The 16,149-nt window shown below is 32.7% G+C and carries 16 protein-coding genes; 10 read left to right on the top strand and 6 right to left on the bottom strand.

Features of this window, described 5'->3' with window-relative positions; translation table 11 throughout:
- Positions 1-35: 35 nt before the first annotated feature.
- From SMGD1_RS14485 to SMGD1_RS09970, 4 genes are all read left to right on the top strand, one after another.
- A complete protein-coding gene (locus SMGD1_RS14485) occupies positions 36-383 on the top strand; it encodes a hypothetical protein (RefSeq protein ID WP_008341259.1) in 348 nt (115 codons plus the stop codon).
- Positions 380-901 (top strand): metallophosphoesterase family protein, encoded by a 522-nt coding sequence (locus tag SMGD1_RS09980; protein ID WP_008335439.1) that lies wholly within the window; start codon positions 380-382, stop codon positions 899-901. Before SMGD1_RS14485 ends, SMGD1_RS09980 begins: the two co-directional genes overlap by 4 nt.
- Before the next feature lie 267 nt (positions 902-1,168).
- Entirely contained in the window at positions 1,169-2,107 is a 939-nt protein-coding gene (locus SMGD1_RS09975; RefSeq protein WP_008335847.1) for a peptidoglycan-binding domain-containing protein, read from the top strand.
- A gap of 253 nt (positions 2,108-2,360) precedes the next feature.
- Positions 2,361-3,491 carry a Fic family protein gene (locus SMGD1_RS09970; RefSeq protein ID WP_008336108.1) on the top strand — a complete coding sequence of 377 codons (1,131 nt, stop codon included), beginning with the start codon at positions 2,361-2,363 and terminating at the stop codon, positions 3,489-3,491.
- Here SMGD1_RS09970 and SMGD1_RS09965 read toward each other — a convergent pair.
- Entirely contained in the window at positions 3,469-4,056 is a 588-nt protein-coding gene (locus SMGD1_RS09965) for a hypothetical protein (protein WP_008335395.1), read from the bottom strand. The two genes, SMGD1_RS09970 and SMGD1_RS09965, sit on opposite strands and share 23 nt — an antisense overlap.
- Before the next feature lie 394 nt (positions 4,057-4,450).
- Entirely contained in the window at positions 4,451-5,053 is a 603-nt protein-coding gene (locus tag SMGD1_RS09960; protein WP_008336715.1) for a tetratricopeptide repeat protein, read from the bottom strand.
- Between the two features lie 228 nt (positions 5,054-5,281).
- Here SMGD1_RS09960 and SMGD1_RS09955 point away from each other — a divergent pair, with 228 nt between their 5' ends.
- On the top strand, positions 5,282-5,743 hold the full coding sequence (locus SMGD1_RS09955; protein WP_008335265.1) for a cyclic nucleotide-binding domain-containing protein: 462 nt from the start codon (positions 5,282-5,284) through the stop codon (positions 5,741-5,743).
- A 1-nt stretch (position 5,744) separates the two neighbouring features.
- Here the strand turns inward: SMGD1_RS09955 and SMGD1_RS09950 are convergent, their stop codons facing one another.
- Both SMGD1_RS09950 and SMGD1_RS09945 read right to left on the bottom strand, forming a co-directional pair.
- Positions 5,745-6,623, bottom strand: coding sequence for a radical SAM protein (locus SMGD1_RS09950; RefSeq protein ID WP_081444041.1), 879 nt, complete (start codon positions 6,621-6,623; stop codon positions 5,745-5,747).
- A 7-nt stretch (positions 6,624-6,630) separates the two neighbouring features.
- Positions 6,631-7,074 (bottom strand): membrane protein, encoded by a 444-nt coding sequence (locus SMGD1_RS09945; RefSeq protein WP_008336441.1) that lies wholly within the window; start codon positions 7,072-7,074, stop codon positions 6,631-6,633.
- A 103-nt stretch (positions 7,075-7,177) separates the two neighbouring features.
- Between SMGD1_RS09945 and SMGD1_RS09940 the strand changes: the two genes are divergently transcribed.
- Positions 7,178-10,042 (top strand): hypothetical protein, encoded by a 2,865-nt coding sequence (locus tag SMGD1_RS09940; RefSeq protein ID WP_008335457.1) that lies wholly within the window; start codon positions 7,178-7,180, stop codon positions 10,040-10,042.
- Complete coding sequence (locus SMGD1_RS09935; protein WP_008341258.1) at positions 10,039-10,323, top strand: heavy-metal-associated domain-containing protein; 285 nt, start codon at positions 10,039-10,041, stop codon at positions 10,321-10,323. The genes SMGD1_RS09940 and SMGD1_RS09935 overlap by 4 nt, the downstream gene beginning before the upstream one ends.
- Here the strand turns inward: SMGD1_RS09935 and truC are convergent.
- The gene (truC, locus tag SMGD1_RS09930) at positions 10,271-11,023 is read right to left on the bottom strand and encodes a tRNA pseudouridine(65) synthase TruC (protein ID WP_008336713.1); all 753 of its coding nucleotides are present in this window, start codon (positions 11,021-11,023) and stop codon (positions 10,271-10,273) included. The genes SMGD1_RS09935 and truC overlap by 53 nt on opposite strands.
- Positions 11,024-11,052: 29 nt before the next feature.
- Here truC and SMGD1_RS09925 point away from each other — a divergent pair, with 29 nt between their 5' ends.
- The gene (locus tag SMGD1_RS09925; RefSeq protein ID WP_008335276.1) at positions 11,053-11,673 is read left to right on the top strand and encodes a DUF975 family protein; all 621 of its coding nucleotides are present in this window, start codon (positions 11,053-11,055) and stop codon (positions 11,671-11,673) included.
- 93 nt (positions 11,674-11,766) lie between these two features.
- On the top strand, positions 11,767-12,702 hold the full coding sequence (locus tag SMGD1_RS09920; RefSeq protein ID WP_008334952.1) for a GGDEF domain-containing protein: 936 nt from the start codon (positions 11,767-11,769) through the stop codon (positions 12,700-12,702).
- 10 nt (positions 12,703-12,712) lie between these two features.
- Here the strand turns inward: SMGD1_RS09920 and SMGD1_RS09915 are convergent, their stop codons facing one another.
- Positions 12,713-14,008, bottom strand: a complete 1,296-nt coding sequence (locus SMGD1_RS09915) for a DEAD/DEAH box helicase (RefSeq protein ID WP_008335589.1) — start codon at positions 14,006-14,008, stop codon at positions 12,713-12,715.
- 264 nt (positions 14,009-14,272) lie between these two features.
- Here SMGD1_RS09915 and SMGD1_RS09910 point away from each other — a divergent pair, with 264 nt between their 5' ends.
- Entirely contained in the window at positions 14,273-16,138 is a 1,866-nt protein-coding gene (locus SMGD1_RS09910; protein WP_241761469.1) for a GGDEF domain-containing phosphodiesterase, read from the top strand.
- Positions 16,139-16,149 lie beyond the last annotated feature (11 nt).

Raw genomic sequence — 16,149 nt, 5'->3', positions numbered from 1 at the left:
AAAAAGATCATAGAAGGATATGAAGGTCGGTATAAATGGTAGGAGTATTTTGGATATATAAACAAGAAATATATTTAAAATGCATAAGTATAGATACCGTAAAAGTTATTAACAACTTTATAGACAGCGATTTTGCACACTATCAAATATGGGATGAAATATCTTTACAGAACAAAGATTTTTATCTTTATGAATATGAAGATATTCCAAGAGGTAGAGTAATATATGACGTTGAAAATTTACGATATATTGTTTATTCCAACGATAATATTATTAACTCAAGTGAAGCTAAAAAATTAATAATAGAAGCTTTTAATTTAAATGAAAGTAATGTTTTATTCCAATATGATATGCATTACAAAATATTTCAGGCAAAGTATTGAAAATATTACACACCACTGATCTACATTTTAATAAAAAATGGTTTGAATGGATAGCGGAACAAGAGAATAATTTTGATATATTTTGTATTAGCGGAGATTTTCTAGAAGATTCAAAAGATGAAACACTTATAGTACAGATTGAATGGATAACATCATGGATAAAAAAGTTCAATAAGCCACTTTTTGTATGTAGTGGTAATCATGATATAGAAGAATTTGATAATGAAGATTGGTTAAGCAAAATTGATACTTTAAATTATTATGCTGATAACTTTATCAAGGTAATTGGGAACATAAAGTTTGGTTGCTACCCTTACATAGGTGCTGATGGATATTTTGAATATGATGAGTGTGATGTTTTAATCACACACGTTCCACCAGCTTATACAAAAACTTCCACAAATACAGATAACGATGATTGGGGAGATACAGAGCTATATAATGCTCTTAAAAACAACATTATAAGTCCAAAGGGGTTATTCTTTGTGGTCAAATGCATAGACCAATTGAAACTGTAGATAAAATTAGAAACACTATTTTTTATAATCCAGGAGTTAATAAGAACTCCGGTATTCCAAACTATTATGCAATAGAGTTATAAGTTGGTATATTCATAAACTGTACCTTGTGGAGCAAAATTGATAACAGCTTTATTTACTCCAAAACCTAGAGAATATAGAGTTTATGAGGTTTTAATTTAGCGATATTATGTATTCGCATATCATAAATCAACTTTTAAGAATAAATACAATAAAATATTTTAATTAAATATAAAAGGTTCTGTTATGTTAAGAAAAAGTTTAATTGCTGGGTTATTAATAGCTATTTTATCAAGTGGTTTAGAGGCTGGTTTTTTAAGTGGTTTTATGTCAAGTGCAGCGGCGAATGCACTCATGTCAAATGGAGGTAAAAATATTTCAATTGAAGATAAAGAAAAACTTGAAGCAAAAAAACTTCAGTCAATACTAGAATTACTAGGATTTTATTCATACAAAATAGATGGTAATTTAAATACATTTGATTCTAGAACAGCTATAAAAAAATGGCAAGATTCTAAAAAAACTGGAATAATGGGCTTTTTTAAAGATAAAGCAACTGGGATATTGAGTGATGAAGATAAAAATAATCTGCTGTATTTAGCTGATTTATTATTAAAGGCAGATGGAATTAGTATATCTAAGGATGTAAACAGTGTTGATAATGCATTGGAAAGATTAAATGACATCTTAAAAGAAGTAAATAAATTTGAATCTCAAACATCGTCAAGAGTAGCTAGTAATAAATTAAAAAAGAATATAGATAGATTTGAAAAGGTTATACCACAATGGAAAGAACTACTTAATAACAAAAATATTTTTTATTCGCAAAAATGGAAAAAGTTCTATTATGTGGATATGAATAAAAAATATACAAAAGCACAAAGTAAAGAGATAAATAAAGCTTGTGGAAATATTAATGTTGGAAGTCTTAAGTGGGAACTTATAGATAGGGATGAAAACAACAAATACTCTTTTCAAGATGAGTTGTTTCCATTTTTTATACCTTCGAGGACTTCACCACAAGTAAATATTGCAACTGATAAAGGCACCGAAACATCTGTCTACTGGAGTACTAGAGGGCAGCAAAAAGTAAAAGCATTTGATTGGTATGAAAGAAAAGAGGATAGTTATATAGTAGTTTGTAAAGCAGAGATTAATTCTCATTTGTTGGATGCTAAGCAATAGAAGTTACCATATATCGTGTTTTATAAAATAATACAACTCTCTCAACAACCTCTTTTTTAAGAGGTCATTTCCCAATAAATTCGCAATCTTCCACATAGCCATACTAGGAGATACCGTTAGGGTGTTGAAGAAGTTTTTAGGTTAGTTCCATATATAGTAACATTTGGAACTATCTAAAATATGAGCTATTTATAATTGACAAGTAGCTCATATAATGATACGATTAGAAAACTAATCAGCTCATGAGGTAAAAATGCAAAAGAAACAACTATGGATTTGGCAACATCCCTATTATCCAAAATTTCATTATAACCTTCGTGAACTTCTTCCTAAAATCACACAAATATCTCAGAGTATAGGTCAAGTAAAAGCATTAATCACGCTTCTTGATAAAGATACTCAAACCAACATTAAGATAGATCTTTTTACAAGCGAGATTGTTTCCACTTCTGCAATAGAGGGGGAACATCTTCAAAGAGAGAGTGTAAGATCTTCAATAAGAAAAAAACTAGATGCAACATTTGACAAAGTATATGACAAGTCTACCCATCACACTGACTCTCTCGCGGATATTTTAATGGATACCATACTCAACACAACGCCACTAGAATTAGAGCGTTTACATAAATGGCATATTTCACTTCTTTCCCAAACTCCAAGCCGTTTTACTAAAATCAAACTGGGAGTGTTTCGTGATTATGATGACATGCAAATTGTCTCAGGCGTAATTGGCAAAGAAAAAGTACATTTCGTAGGAGTGCCTGCTAAGAGAATAGATAATGATATGGATGCTTTGTTGAAGTATATTAATACAAGCGATGACGATATCTATATTAAAAGCGCGATAGCACATTTATGGTTTGTAACTACTCACCCTTATGATGACGGCAATGGCAGAATGGCAAGAATCATAAGTGATTACATAATCTCAAAAGATTTTGGGATAGAATATAAATATTTTTCTATCTCTAGTGCAATAGCAAAGGATCGTAAAAATTATTATGACAAACTAGAGATGTCTCAAAACTTGATAGACAATCCAGATTTAGATTGTACAGCTTGGGTATCATGGTATTTAGATAGATTTAACGACTCACTTCAAGAGACACTTGATGCAATCAACAGAGTTATACAAAAAACAAAGTTTTGGGATAAGGTGCGTCAAATTACTTTAAATCAGCGCCAATTAAAAGTGCTGAGCAAGTTATTAGAGTATAACGAAGGAGAATTTCAAGGCGGGCTTACTACAAAAAAATATGTTGCAATGACCAAAACATCTTTGGCAACAGCAAAAAGAGATATACAAGAGCTTGTGAAATTAGGTTGTTTACATCAGATTGAAGGTACTCAAGGAAGAAATATCAGATATGATATTGTCTATTAAATAGGGGACATTCCACTGATACGATAGATGACCTGCTCAATTTGGAGGTTGATTTAAATGCTTCATTTATGTTTTTTATAGGTATATTCAAGATAACACTTAATACTTTTTTTGTTTGTGATGAATTTAAAGTATTACCAAGTAAGTCAGCAGTTTCATCTAAAATCTCATATTGATTTTGTAAAACTTTAAATTCCAGAATCTGCTCTTCATAAATGTTTAAATTCATAAGCTTTGAGATCTGTTTTATATTTTTTGTGAGAAGTTTAGAACTTGTAACTCGTTTTCTTTTTTCTAGTTTAATAAGATTCTTTTTCAGTATTGCGAGAACTTCACTTCTTTTAAAGTCATCACTATCCATCTCTGTATATTGACCAACATCCAAAAAGCATGCAATAGAATCTTTATTGAAACGATTGTCCTTATCAAGAAACTCTTTACTACCTCCAAGTTTTATAATTATTCTTAACATCCATAGAGAAATTTTACCTACTAATTCTTTTTCCACAAGTTCTGTTTTATCAAACTCTTCTAGGGATGTTGTAACTATTTTTCTTCGTCTCATCTCAAACTCCTCTAATTTTATAAAAGAAGTATAAGATTGCTAATTGACAGCTTTATGTCTGGGTAATAAAATAGGTGTATTTAAACTTTAAATCAGAGTGTTTATAACTAATTATTTAGATATATATCTAGAATTTCGGCATAAATTTACGGTGTGCCTTGCAGCTTATGCCTTTGAAATTGAGTCGTTCTAGTCTAACAATTGTATAAAGAAGGCACTAAAGTAGGCTCGTCATTTTTCTTTATAAGCCTCTTGGTATAGGTTGTTGATGGAACACTATTTTCATTACATTAGCCTCATAAGCCGGGGGTCGGGGGTTCGAGTCCCCCCTCTGACACCATTTCATTTTGTAGAACCCTTCAAAAACAAACAATCAAAACTTAAAATTAACATCTTATTTAGATCTTGCACATCCATAGATATTTCCTAAATAACAGCCTTTTGAATATAGTTCTTTAGCAGCATCTCTATTTTTAGTTTCATCTGTTGCACTCATGTAGACATCTGCTGCAAATACACATCCAGTAGAATCTCCCAAGTCGCAAGTTTTCTTAAAATAATTAACAGCTTTTTCAAAATCTTTGTCTACAGATTTTCCTTGATAATACATGCTTCCCAAATTGATACATGAATTAGTATCTCCACCATCACATGCTTTAGTATAGTATTGCATAGCTTTCTTGTGGTCTATCTCCATACCTCCACCATATTCAAACACAATTCCTAGTGATAGGCATCCTCTCAAATATCCAGCTTCGCAGGCTTTATTCCATAGTTCAAAAGCTTTAGTGTTATCTTCTTTTACTCCAAACCCATTGTAATTAAGCCGAGCTAAATAAAAGCACCCTTCTCCTTCACCTTTATCACAAGATTTAGAATATAGTTTTTCGGCTTTTTTATAATTAAATTGTTTTGTAGCTAAAATCCCATCATCAACTAAGTCTGCATACACATTTACACTAAACAATAAACATATTACTAAGATTAATTTTTTCATCTATAATTCCCTGTTTCATCAATGTATTTCGGTTATTTTAGATTATATCACATAAGTAAATAAAAGCTTTTTACACACTAGTTTTTTGATATCTTTTAAAAACCTTGAAACGTATGAAGAACAATTTCCTCAATAGAGCACCAACTATTAAATATATTTAATTTCAATTTCTGCACTTAAAAAATAAGATATAATTTATTGCACTTAAATTTATAAATGGAGAACTCAATGGACTTAGAAACTATACTCCAAGAATTTCCTATATACAATAAACTATCACCGAGTGAACTAAGAAGCTTAATATCATTTATTGAGGTACTTGAATTTGAAAAAGATGAAATTATATTTTCAGTAGATGAACCATTTGATTATATCGCTACTATCTATGAAGGTAATGTAGATTACTATGTCTATAATACAGAAGAAGACAAGGTAGTTAGGCTTGGTTCATACAAACGCTACCCAGTTGGTGTATATAATGTATCAACAAAAAAATCACCCGGTATAGAAATCGTAGCTACAGAAAAAACTATACTCCTTGCCATACACAATAATAATATGAAAAAAATAGAAAAGCTGTTTCCACGTATAGGTATGCATTTATATAAAGGTATTATAAAAGCACAGAACCAAATACTCCAAAGATTAACTACTATTTTAATCAAGCACCGTGGACAAAAAGTACCATAACTTAAAACCCTCTAAAAATCATCGGAACAAAAGCCATCTTACCAATACTCAGCGCATTGTCTAGTTCTTCTATGAGTCTACCCTTCTCTCTTGGTAGGTTTCCTGCTAGATGCAAGGCGTTAGATGCGTGGTTTGAGCGGAAGATGATTTTGTTAGTTGGGTTTAGGAGTTGTAGAAACTTTTTTTGCTCTTGTAGTAGCTCTGTATCGTCTAGCATTTCAAAGTCACTGAAGTGTTTGTAGAACTTTTCTTTTGAGTCATCTTCAAGTCCTAGTTGCAGAGTTGATAGGTAATTAACTCTAGTGGCGTTTATAACCTTTGCACTCTCACTTATATGCTCGTCAGTGTATTTCGTTCCACCAATGCCGAGGATGACTGTGGCAGATATTTTTATGCCTGCATCTGAGGCTTTGTTTAGCGACTCGATAATCTCGCTTTGGTTTACACCCTTGGTAATCTTTTTTAGAACTGTCTCACTGCCCGTCTCTACTCCGTAGTAGATAAGACTTAGACCGTTTTCTTTTAGCATCTCTAGCTCTTGGCTTGATTTGTTCAGTATGTTTTGAGCAGATGCATAGAGAGAGACACGTCCAAGTTTTGAGAATGATTGTTTGAGATATTTAAGAAGTCTTATAAGATACTCAGTTTCTAGTGAGAGAGCATCTCCATCAGCTAGAAAAACTTTTCTGGCATCTGGATATGAGTGTGCGAGAGTATCGACATCTCTAAAGACATCTTCTATGATTCTTACTTCAAAGCTCTTTGTTTTGTACATCGAACAAAAGGTGCAGTTGTTGTAACTACACCCGTAAGTAGCCTGAATGATTATATTGTCAGCTTCTGCGGGTGGTCTGTAAAGCGGGTATAAGTACTCTAGCATCTGTGGGTTAAACTAAAAACATCCACTTAGCAGCTATCACTATGAATAGTCCTAGAACTATTACAAGTTTATGAAAGTGATTTTCCATAAAGTTGCTCTTTTTGCCCTTTGTAAACTTCACATAAAGGTTAGAACCAACTCCGGCTACTATGATAAGAACTAAAGCGATTTTAAATACTAAAATCTTTTGCAAATCAGTCTCGAAGAAACCTGCATTTGAGTTAAGGTACTTTGACATCATCATACCGCCTGTTAAAACAAGAAACAGAAGTGTTAGTGGGAATATCTTAAAACTTCTTTTTCCAAGAGTCTGGTTTATCTTTTGCTGTGTCTCTTTTTCAAACTTGTTTTTAAGCGTTGAGATAACCGCCAAGTCACTAAAGACATAACCTAAAAAGATGATTGCTAAAATCAAATGAATGATGTTTGCGTATGGATAGATTGCTTCCATGATTTCTCCTGTGAATATATAGTGCGATTATACATAAAGAGTATAAATTAAACATTGACAAGGTTCAATGTAGTAAAATGTTTAAAAAAAGAGGATGAGTAAAGTGATAAAGTATATATTCGGCATTATTACTATCACTATACTTTTTCTTTTTAAGCCTGTTACTTCTCACTTTATAGAGGACTACGCTTCTGAGCTTCTCGAACAAAAAGTAAAAGTCACTTCCATTAGCATTATTCCACTAAGAGCAGATGCTTACATCTATGAGTCAGACAATAGTATCAGTGCAAATATCATCAGCATCTCTCCACTAAAAATTCGAGCTTACTACAGCGGTGACATAGATGCATTCAAGACTTACCATCCCCTAAAAGGTCACAGTGAAGCTACTGCAGATATCAGCTATGATAAGAAGCTTATCATAGAGGGTGAAGCATCTCTTTACGGAGCAGATGCAAAAGTAATGGTTAAACAGCTCAAAGAGAGCTGGTATGTCGGTGTAGATGCAAAGTCGCTAAATCTAAAAACTCTTCAAGAACAAAACGGCAAAGAAGTAAAAGCAGATGCAGTAGTAGATTTCGACTTTAATCTCTACACAGATGCCAACATCTCACTTTCAAATATCTCACTTGATTTGCGTAGTGAGGGTATAAATATCTCAGGTACACATATAAAAGATGTAGACCTAAAAATCAACTATGAAAAAGAGAGATATAAAATAGTCTCTTCTTTTAAACCAGCAAACTTTTACAAAACAAGTCTAGATGCCAATGGAACTCTCAAAGACGGAAACATTACAGCATCTACTAACATCGCTTTTAAAAATGTAAAGATAGATATAGATAGATTGAAGATAGACGCTAAAACTCTAGAAACATCACTACACACTTCATCATTTGGCGGGCATCTGGATGCTACTTACAAAAAAGATATGCTCTACTATAACGCTAAGAATTTGCATCTATCAAAGGTCTTAAAAGCCACAGAACAAAAACCTCATGCACGTGGATATCTAAACCTAAAAGGAAAGCTAAATACAAAAACACTCGATACCGATTTCCTTTTTAGCTCTCCTTGGATTGTAGCGGACAAACAGAGGATAGAAAAGATAAAACTATCAGTTCCTGACTTGAAGTACAGAGATAAAAAACTAACTACTTCTTACAGACTAAACGCGGCTTTTATGAAAAAGCTTTTTTCGTTTAACGGTGATGTTGAGTTCAAAGATGTTTTAAAATTAAATGCAAAAAGCAGTGACTTCAAGGGTAAAACAACTTTTAATCTAAAAGATAATAAATTTAATATCACTATGAAGAATATAGACATCAAAGAACTTTTAAAGTTTACATCCCAAGAACCTCATGCTACAGGGCTGATAGACCTAGATGCAAACGGTGATTTTGAAAAAGTAAATTTCTCCATAAAGACAGATGCTAAAGTAAAAAAACGTAACATTCACGCAGAGGCGAATGGTTCTTACAACATAAAATCAAAACTACTAGCGTCAGATTTCAAAGCATCTGTGCCTATCGAGAAAAAGTCTTTTGATGTAGGTGGAAAGCTAAGCTACAAAAACCATTTAAAGCTTCATGCGCATAGTTCAAGTTTTTCTTCGCAGACACTTCTGACACTTGAGGGTGAACATTTTAAATTTTACACGCATGATCTGAACCTTCATGAACTAGCATCTGCACTTAATAAACCAAAAATAATTTACGGACTTGTTGACATCACAGCTGAGGGAAATTTAAAAGATATAGACTTCAAGATAAAGAGTGAAGAACTACGCAGAAATTTTAAACTAGGAAGAATAGAGAACTCACTATCACTAGATGTTAGCGGGCACTACACACCCAAGCTAGTAACACTAAAAGATACTTTTGTTATGCACTATAAAAAAGAACATATCCCCATAACGCTAGGTGCAAAGATAGAGCTAACGCCTCCATATAAGTCAAATGCTACATTTATAAATAGAAAAGACAAGATTGTTATACACTCTTTTTCTTATGAGGAAGAACAGGTTAAAAGTGACTTTTTAGTAGATATACAAGACCTCTATAAGTACAGAGCCTTAATGAAAAATACTTTTCACGGTCCTATGAGAATAGACGGCAAATATACAGATGCTCTCAATATCACAACAAATTCTCTAGGCGGAGAGATCAAAGTCAATCTAAACAAGAGTGATCTCTTGGTAAAACTAAAAGAAGTAGATATAACAAAAGTAGCCAACTTAATCGCAAAAGACGGTGTTTTAGAGAGTGGTACTTTAAATGGAGATGCTACCTATGAGATTAAGGAGAAAACAGCAAAAACTGACTTGGCTCTCAGTTCTGTTATTTTAAACGGGATAAATGTAGATGAAAAAATATCCACATTTAATGACGCTATGGGATTGGATGTCATAAACATGTCTAAATCTATCATCTCTAACTTTTCAGATGCAAACAAAAGTCAGACAAACATAGAGCATCTGCAGTTTAATGTCTCACTAAAAGATAAAAATGTAAGCCTTGATGATGTAGCTCTGAGTACTAACAAATTTCTCATCGTTTCTTTAGGAAACTTACAACAAAATGGTGATATAAACTCTCTAAAAGTAAGTATAGTAGACAGAAATGGCTGTGCGATAATCACTCAGGGCTTAAGAGGGAATATTAAAAACCCAAAAATAGCTCAGACTACTTCAACCCTCGTTAATATTGTAGAACATGTGCCATCTGCGATTTTAAATACTGGCAAAAAAATTCTTGATTTTGGTACGAAGACGATTGATGATGTAGCTTCGTTTGGAGCGCAAAAAGTTCTCAGAACAGATAAAAAGGTTTCTATAACTTCAGACATAATTTCCGAGAGTTCATCTCTTATAAAATCAACTTCAAGCATAATTATGCCTAAAGGGTGCAGTGTAATATATGATGGCAAAGTAGAGCATCCAAAAAAAATGCAAAAGGACAACAAATGAAAAAAAGTTTTAAAGCACTAAACATAAAATGTGCTGGATGTGCAAATACGGTTATGCAGTCTCTAAAAGAAGAGTTTGGTGAGGTAGAAGTAGACTTAGAACAAGAACCTAGAGTAGTTACCCTTGAGATAAAAGATGAAGAACATGAAAAGCTATTTCGCAAAAAGATGAGAGGTCTAGGTTATCCGATGGATGATGAAATACTTGGAACTTTTAGAGCAACTGGACTTAAAGCAAAGAGTTTTGTGTCGTGTGCTGTGGGAAAAATGAACCAAGAATAGAGTTAAAAGTATCATCCATTCCTGCATCTATCAGTAGTGTCTCATAAGTATATGGATGCTTAAACTCCAAAGACAGAGCATGAAGTAAGAGTCTATGACAATCAAACTCTTCTCTTACAAATACATTATGCTCCCCCCTCCCATACTTCGTATCACCCAAGATATGATGCGAGATATGTTTCATATGTCTTCGTATCTGATGCTTTCGCCCTGTTTTGGGTTTTACTTTTACAAGAGAGTATCTAGTCTTATCATATCGCCCTACTGCAAAATCAAGTTCTACTGTATCAAGCCTTTCATACTCAGTTGCAGCTTCCTGAGCCTCTTTCTCTTCTTTGGCGTCCTTGTCTGCTATCTTATCTAGTTTCTCTTTTAGAGCATGGTCTATAAGTCCAAAGACCTCTGTATATCCGCGTACTACACAGATATATGTTTTTTTAGTTGTGTGCTCTTTAAACTGCTCTGACATAAGTTTTGCCGTCTCTTTGTCAAGTGCGAAAAGTAAAACACCTGATGTCGGTTTATCCAACCTGTGAATAGGATATACCCACTGCCCTATCTGATCACGCAGCATCTTCATAGCAAAATATATCTCATGCCTATCTATCATAGACTTATGGACAAGAAGTCCACTTGGTTTGTTGATGCAGACAAGATATCCATCTTGATATAAAATTTCTAATTTATAATCTTTAAACATAATTGGTATAATATCAAAAAAGGCTTGATATGACTTACGATTTCTCCATAACCGGTGTTTTAAAAGAGGGCTTTCGTCGTACAGAGGGAGTCAAACTTACTTTTGTTGGCTCAATAATAATATATGCTCTAATCGCTCTATTTGTAAAATCACTTGTAGAGTTTATATTTCCAAACAGTGAATCACTTGCAAATGCTTATGCTTCTTCAACCGTAGAGATGCTCTTTACTCTTCCTATCTTAATCGGAATCATGCTTCTTGGAGTAAAACGTGCAAGAGAAGAAGAGTTGAGTATTCCATCTATCTTTGATTACTTTGGGATGATTATTCCGATAATGTTAGCTTACATTGCGATGACACTAATTCTTACTATTGGTTTTGTGCTTCTTATCATTCCCGGCATCTATCTTGCTGTCTCTTACGCTTTTGTTTATACACTTATAGTAGACAAGGGACTTGGTGTTTGGGAAGCTATGGAGCTATCTCGTAAAACTGTGACTGAGCAGTGGTTTAAGTTCTTTGGATTATCTCTTCTTAGTGGCATTATCATTATAATCAGTGCCTTACCTCTTGGCATCGGTCTAATTTGGACTATACCAATGACATATATTAGTTATGGTTTACTTTATCACCGTTTATTTGATGAATAGTAGTGATATCACATTTTTTAATATCACTTTAAACAACAAATTACAAAACTTATGCTAGGATAGAGACAATACAAGTACAAAGGAGACTATGTTTTGGACTTTAACAAGATAAGAGAACTAAAAAACAATATTAGTGTTATTGATAATTCAAGGAAAGACATCGTAAACATTTGGTTATCGGATGCTGACGTTCAAGAAATACTTAACTTTCATGGTGTTGATATTGATATGTTTAAACATAACTATGCACACCCTGTACTAAATTACTTTATCGATGTAGTTCATGGAACTCAAAAGATTGGTGACTGTCCCGTAATAACTAAACTCCTAGAGTACTTAAAAGAAAAAAACATCTCTTCTTCTGAACTTTTCATGATATGCATAAACTTCAGAAAAGCAATCATAAAAGATATCTTTCAAAAACATGAGATGAACGAAGAACTCTATGAAAATATAAGTTATGTTTTTGATACAAACTTCAAAGGTGTCTTAGAAACATTCAACGAAACTATTTTCACTGCTAAAAAAGAAGCTAAAGAGCTTTATGAGATTTCTACAAAAGACCACCTAACAAAGATATATAACAGAAAGAAGTTTGATGAACTACTATCATTTGAGATAAAAAATTCTAAAATAAATGAAACTTCACTAGCTATAATCTTATTTGATATTGACCACTTTAAACATGTCAATGACAACCATGGTCATGATGTTGGAGATAGGATCTTGGTTTCACTATCAAATCTAATAAAAACCCAGATTAGAGATTCTGATATATTTGCCAGATGGGGTGGTGAAGAGTTTATTATACTTATGCCAAAATCAAATAAAGTGAGTTCATCAGCAAGAGCTGAGATGTTTAGACAGTTAATAGAATCTCATTCATTTGAAGTTGTTAATAATATAACTTGTAGTTTTGGAGTGACTCACTATGAAGACGAAGATGATGAGGAATCACTCTTTAGCAGAGTTGATAAAGCTCTTTATAAGGCAAAAGATAGCGGTAGAAACACTATCTCTATTCTTTAAAAGATACTAATTACTTAGCATCTCTCTTAGTAGTTTTTCGTTTTTTCTTTGAAACCGGTTTTACAAAAGGTTTTTTTGCAGGTATTTTTTCAGATTTTTTTGTAGGTCTTTTATTCTCTACTCTTTTATGTTCACTTTTTAACTTTACTTCATCTTCATCTTTTCTTCTGATAGTAGGATCAGGTTCAAATCCTTCAACAACTTCCTGTGGAATTTTTTGACCGATGAGTCTCTCTACATCTTTGATATTATACTTATCATATACATCTAAAAGTGAAATAGCCTGACCATCTCTTCCTGCTCTACCTGTTCTTCCAACTCTGTGAACATAATCTTCAGGAATTGATGGAAGTTCATAGTTAATAACATATGGAAGTTCTTCAATATCTAAACCTCTAGATGCTATATCTGTTGCTACAAGAACTCTGATTTGTCCCTCTTTGAACTGAGTAAGAGTTTTTTGTCTGTTAGCTTGTGTTTTATCTCCATGAATAATTCCACATTTCAAACCATCTTTTTTAAGTTCAATAAAAAGTGCATCTGCACTAACTTTTGTTTTTGTAAAGACTAAAACCTGAGGAAAGTTTCTTGAACCGATAAGATAAGCTAAAAGCTCAGCTTTTCTATCCGTATCAACCATGTATGCAACTTGATTTATAGTGTCTACTGTTGTATTCTTCTTAGCAGTTTCTATGAATGCAGGTTTTGTAAGTATCTGCTTTGATAGTTTTCTAACTTTGTCACTGTAAGTAGCTGAAAATAGAAGAGTTTGATGTCTACGCGGCAGTTGAAGATGAATTCTTCTTATCTCTTTTGAAAAACCCATATCTAGCATTCTATCTGCTTCATCAACTACAAAAACTTCTATATTTGTAATATCCAAGCCTTTGTCCATAAGCTCCATAAAACGTCCAGGAGTTCCTATGACAATATCGATGCCAGTTTTTAGCATACGTTGTTGAGCCTCAATATCTTTTCCACCAACTAGAATTGCACTAGTCAAACTCATATGTTTTGAGTAGTTTTTCACATCTTCATGTATCTGGATAGAAAGCTCACGTGTAGGTGATAAAATCACAGCTCTGATTGTTCTGTTTTCATCGGCAGTAGTGTTTCTGAGTTTTTGTAAAATCGGAAGAGCAAAAGCTGCTGTTTTGCCTGTTCCTGTCTGAGCAGTAGCGAATATATCGCTCTTTGCCAAGACTAAAGGAATAGCTCTTTTTTGTATAAGCGTTGGATGTTCATAACCTAACTCTTTAATAGCTCCAAGCAATGGCTTGATTAGCCCTAGTTTTTCAAATGACATAAATAAACAACCTTATTAAAATATAAATCGAATTTTAGCATATTATTAAAAGAATAAGGGGAATTGATAAAAAAATATCTATTGTACCTGAGTACAATAGATATTTTATTCTATTATAGTATTATTCTATCACAAATATTACTAATACATTTAAAGGACTTTTAGTTGAAGGCTCAAAAAACCACTTATACAAAAATAACAGCTAAAATCATAATAATTACCCTTTTTTTTACGCTCCTTTCTGCATACATCTACAGCGAATATATGAAAAAAAATGCGATATCCACTTTAGCACATATAGATGCTAAAAAGACTAGCATGCTTGTGTTTGAGGCACTTTATTCTGCTATGCAAAGAGGTTGGAGTAAAGATGACCTCAATGAGATTATCGATAGATTGAACACAGTAGATAAGAATATGAAAATAAATGTCTATAGAAGTAGTATTGTTGCTAGTCTATATGGGGACATTGAAAAGGATAAAATAGCTAGAGAATCAATTTTAACAATTAAAAAGGCAATGAAGGGTCAGGAGTCTCTTAATATTTCTAATTTGGACTTCATAAACTATTATTATCCTGTAGTAGCCAAAGATGCTTGTTTAAATTGTCACACTAATGCAAAAACCGGTGACACATTAGGTGTTATAGATATCTCATACCCTGTAAATGAGTTAAAAGTATCTCTAAATGAAATGATAAACTTTTTTATTCTATTCATCGCTGTATTTTCATTGGTAATATTCTTAGCAATTTTTATAGAGCTTGACAGGTACTTAATAAAACCAATTAAAAATTTCTCAAATGTAATTAAAAATATTACAAGCTCTCATGATATGACAAAGCGCGTAGAAGTAAATGACAACATAGAAGAGATAGATGCTATAAAAGATGTTTTCAATACTATGCTTGATTCTATAGAGCATCAATTTTACTTTGACAACTTAACAGGTCTTCAAAACAGAAGAAGATTAACAGAGAAACTTGAATTACGACTCAACTCTTTTCTGATGATAATAAATATTGATTCTTTTCAAGAAATAAATGATTTATACGGTGATGAGGCTGGAGACAAACTCTTAAAAGAATTTGCTACATTTTTGCACAAGAACATACCGAGTGAGGGAGCACTATACAGACTTCATTCAGATGAGTTTGCTTATCTATGTCAAAAAGGGATAGATCTAAAAGAATTTTTAATCTTTGCTTCTTTAATAAGTGAAAGAATTTCCCAAGAGAGCTTTAAAATAGACGCAAAAAGTGAAGTGAACCTAAGTGCAACTATTGGCATGGCTTACGGCACAGAGATGCTTCTTGTAAATGCAGATACAGCTCTAGTAGTAGCTAAGAAAAACAGAAAACACTACCTGCTTTATAATGAATCTATGGCAATGGCAAAAGAGTATGAAAAGAACTTTAGCTGGACAAAACGCCTAAAAAAGGCAATAGATGAGAATAGAATAGTACCTCTATTTCAACCAATAGTAGATGCTAAAACACAAAAGATTGTTAAGTATGAGTCTCTCATGAGAATCGTTGATGAAGACAATACTTACATAGCACCTATTCACTTTTTAGAACTTGCCAAAAGAAATAAACTATATCATCAACTTACAAAAATAATGATAGATAAAACATTTGAAAAATTCAGAGATGTTTCATATCTTGTGTCAATAAACATTTCTGTTGAAGATATATTAAATAGAGATATCTACAACTTTATACTGGAAAAACTACGCAATTCTCAAATGGGCGGAAGAGTTATTTTCGAGATTATAGAGTCCGAGGGTATAGAGAACTTCCATGAAGTAATCGAATTTATTAATGAAGTTAAAAAGTATGATGCCAGAGTATCTATAGATGACTTTGGAACTGGATACTCCAACTTCGAATACCTTATGAAGCTAAAAGTGGACTACATCAAAATAGATGGTTCAATGATAAAAAATATAGATACAAATAAAAACTCTCAACTTATTACACAAACAATAGTTGACTTTGCAAAAAAGATGAACATTCAGACAGTAGCAGAGTTCGTTTACTCTAAAAATATTTTTGACAAAGTTGTAGAGCTCGATGTTGATTTTGCTCAAGGCTACTACTTTGGTGAACCGAGTGAAAATATAGAGTAAACTCTAAGATA

Origin of the sequence: Sulfurimonas gotlandica GD1 (genome assembly GCF_000242915.1) — a bacterium.
Lineage (GTDB): Bacteria > Campylobacterota > Campylobacteria > Campylobacterales > Sulfurimonadaceae > Sulfurimonas > Sulfurimonas gotlandica.
Note: the sequence above shows the minus strand (reverse complement) of the source record. Positions and strands in the feature narration are given on the sequence as shown.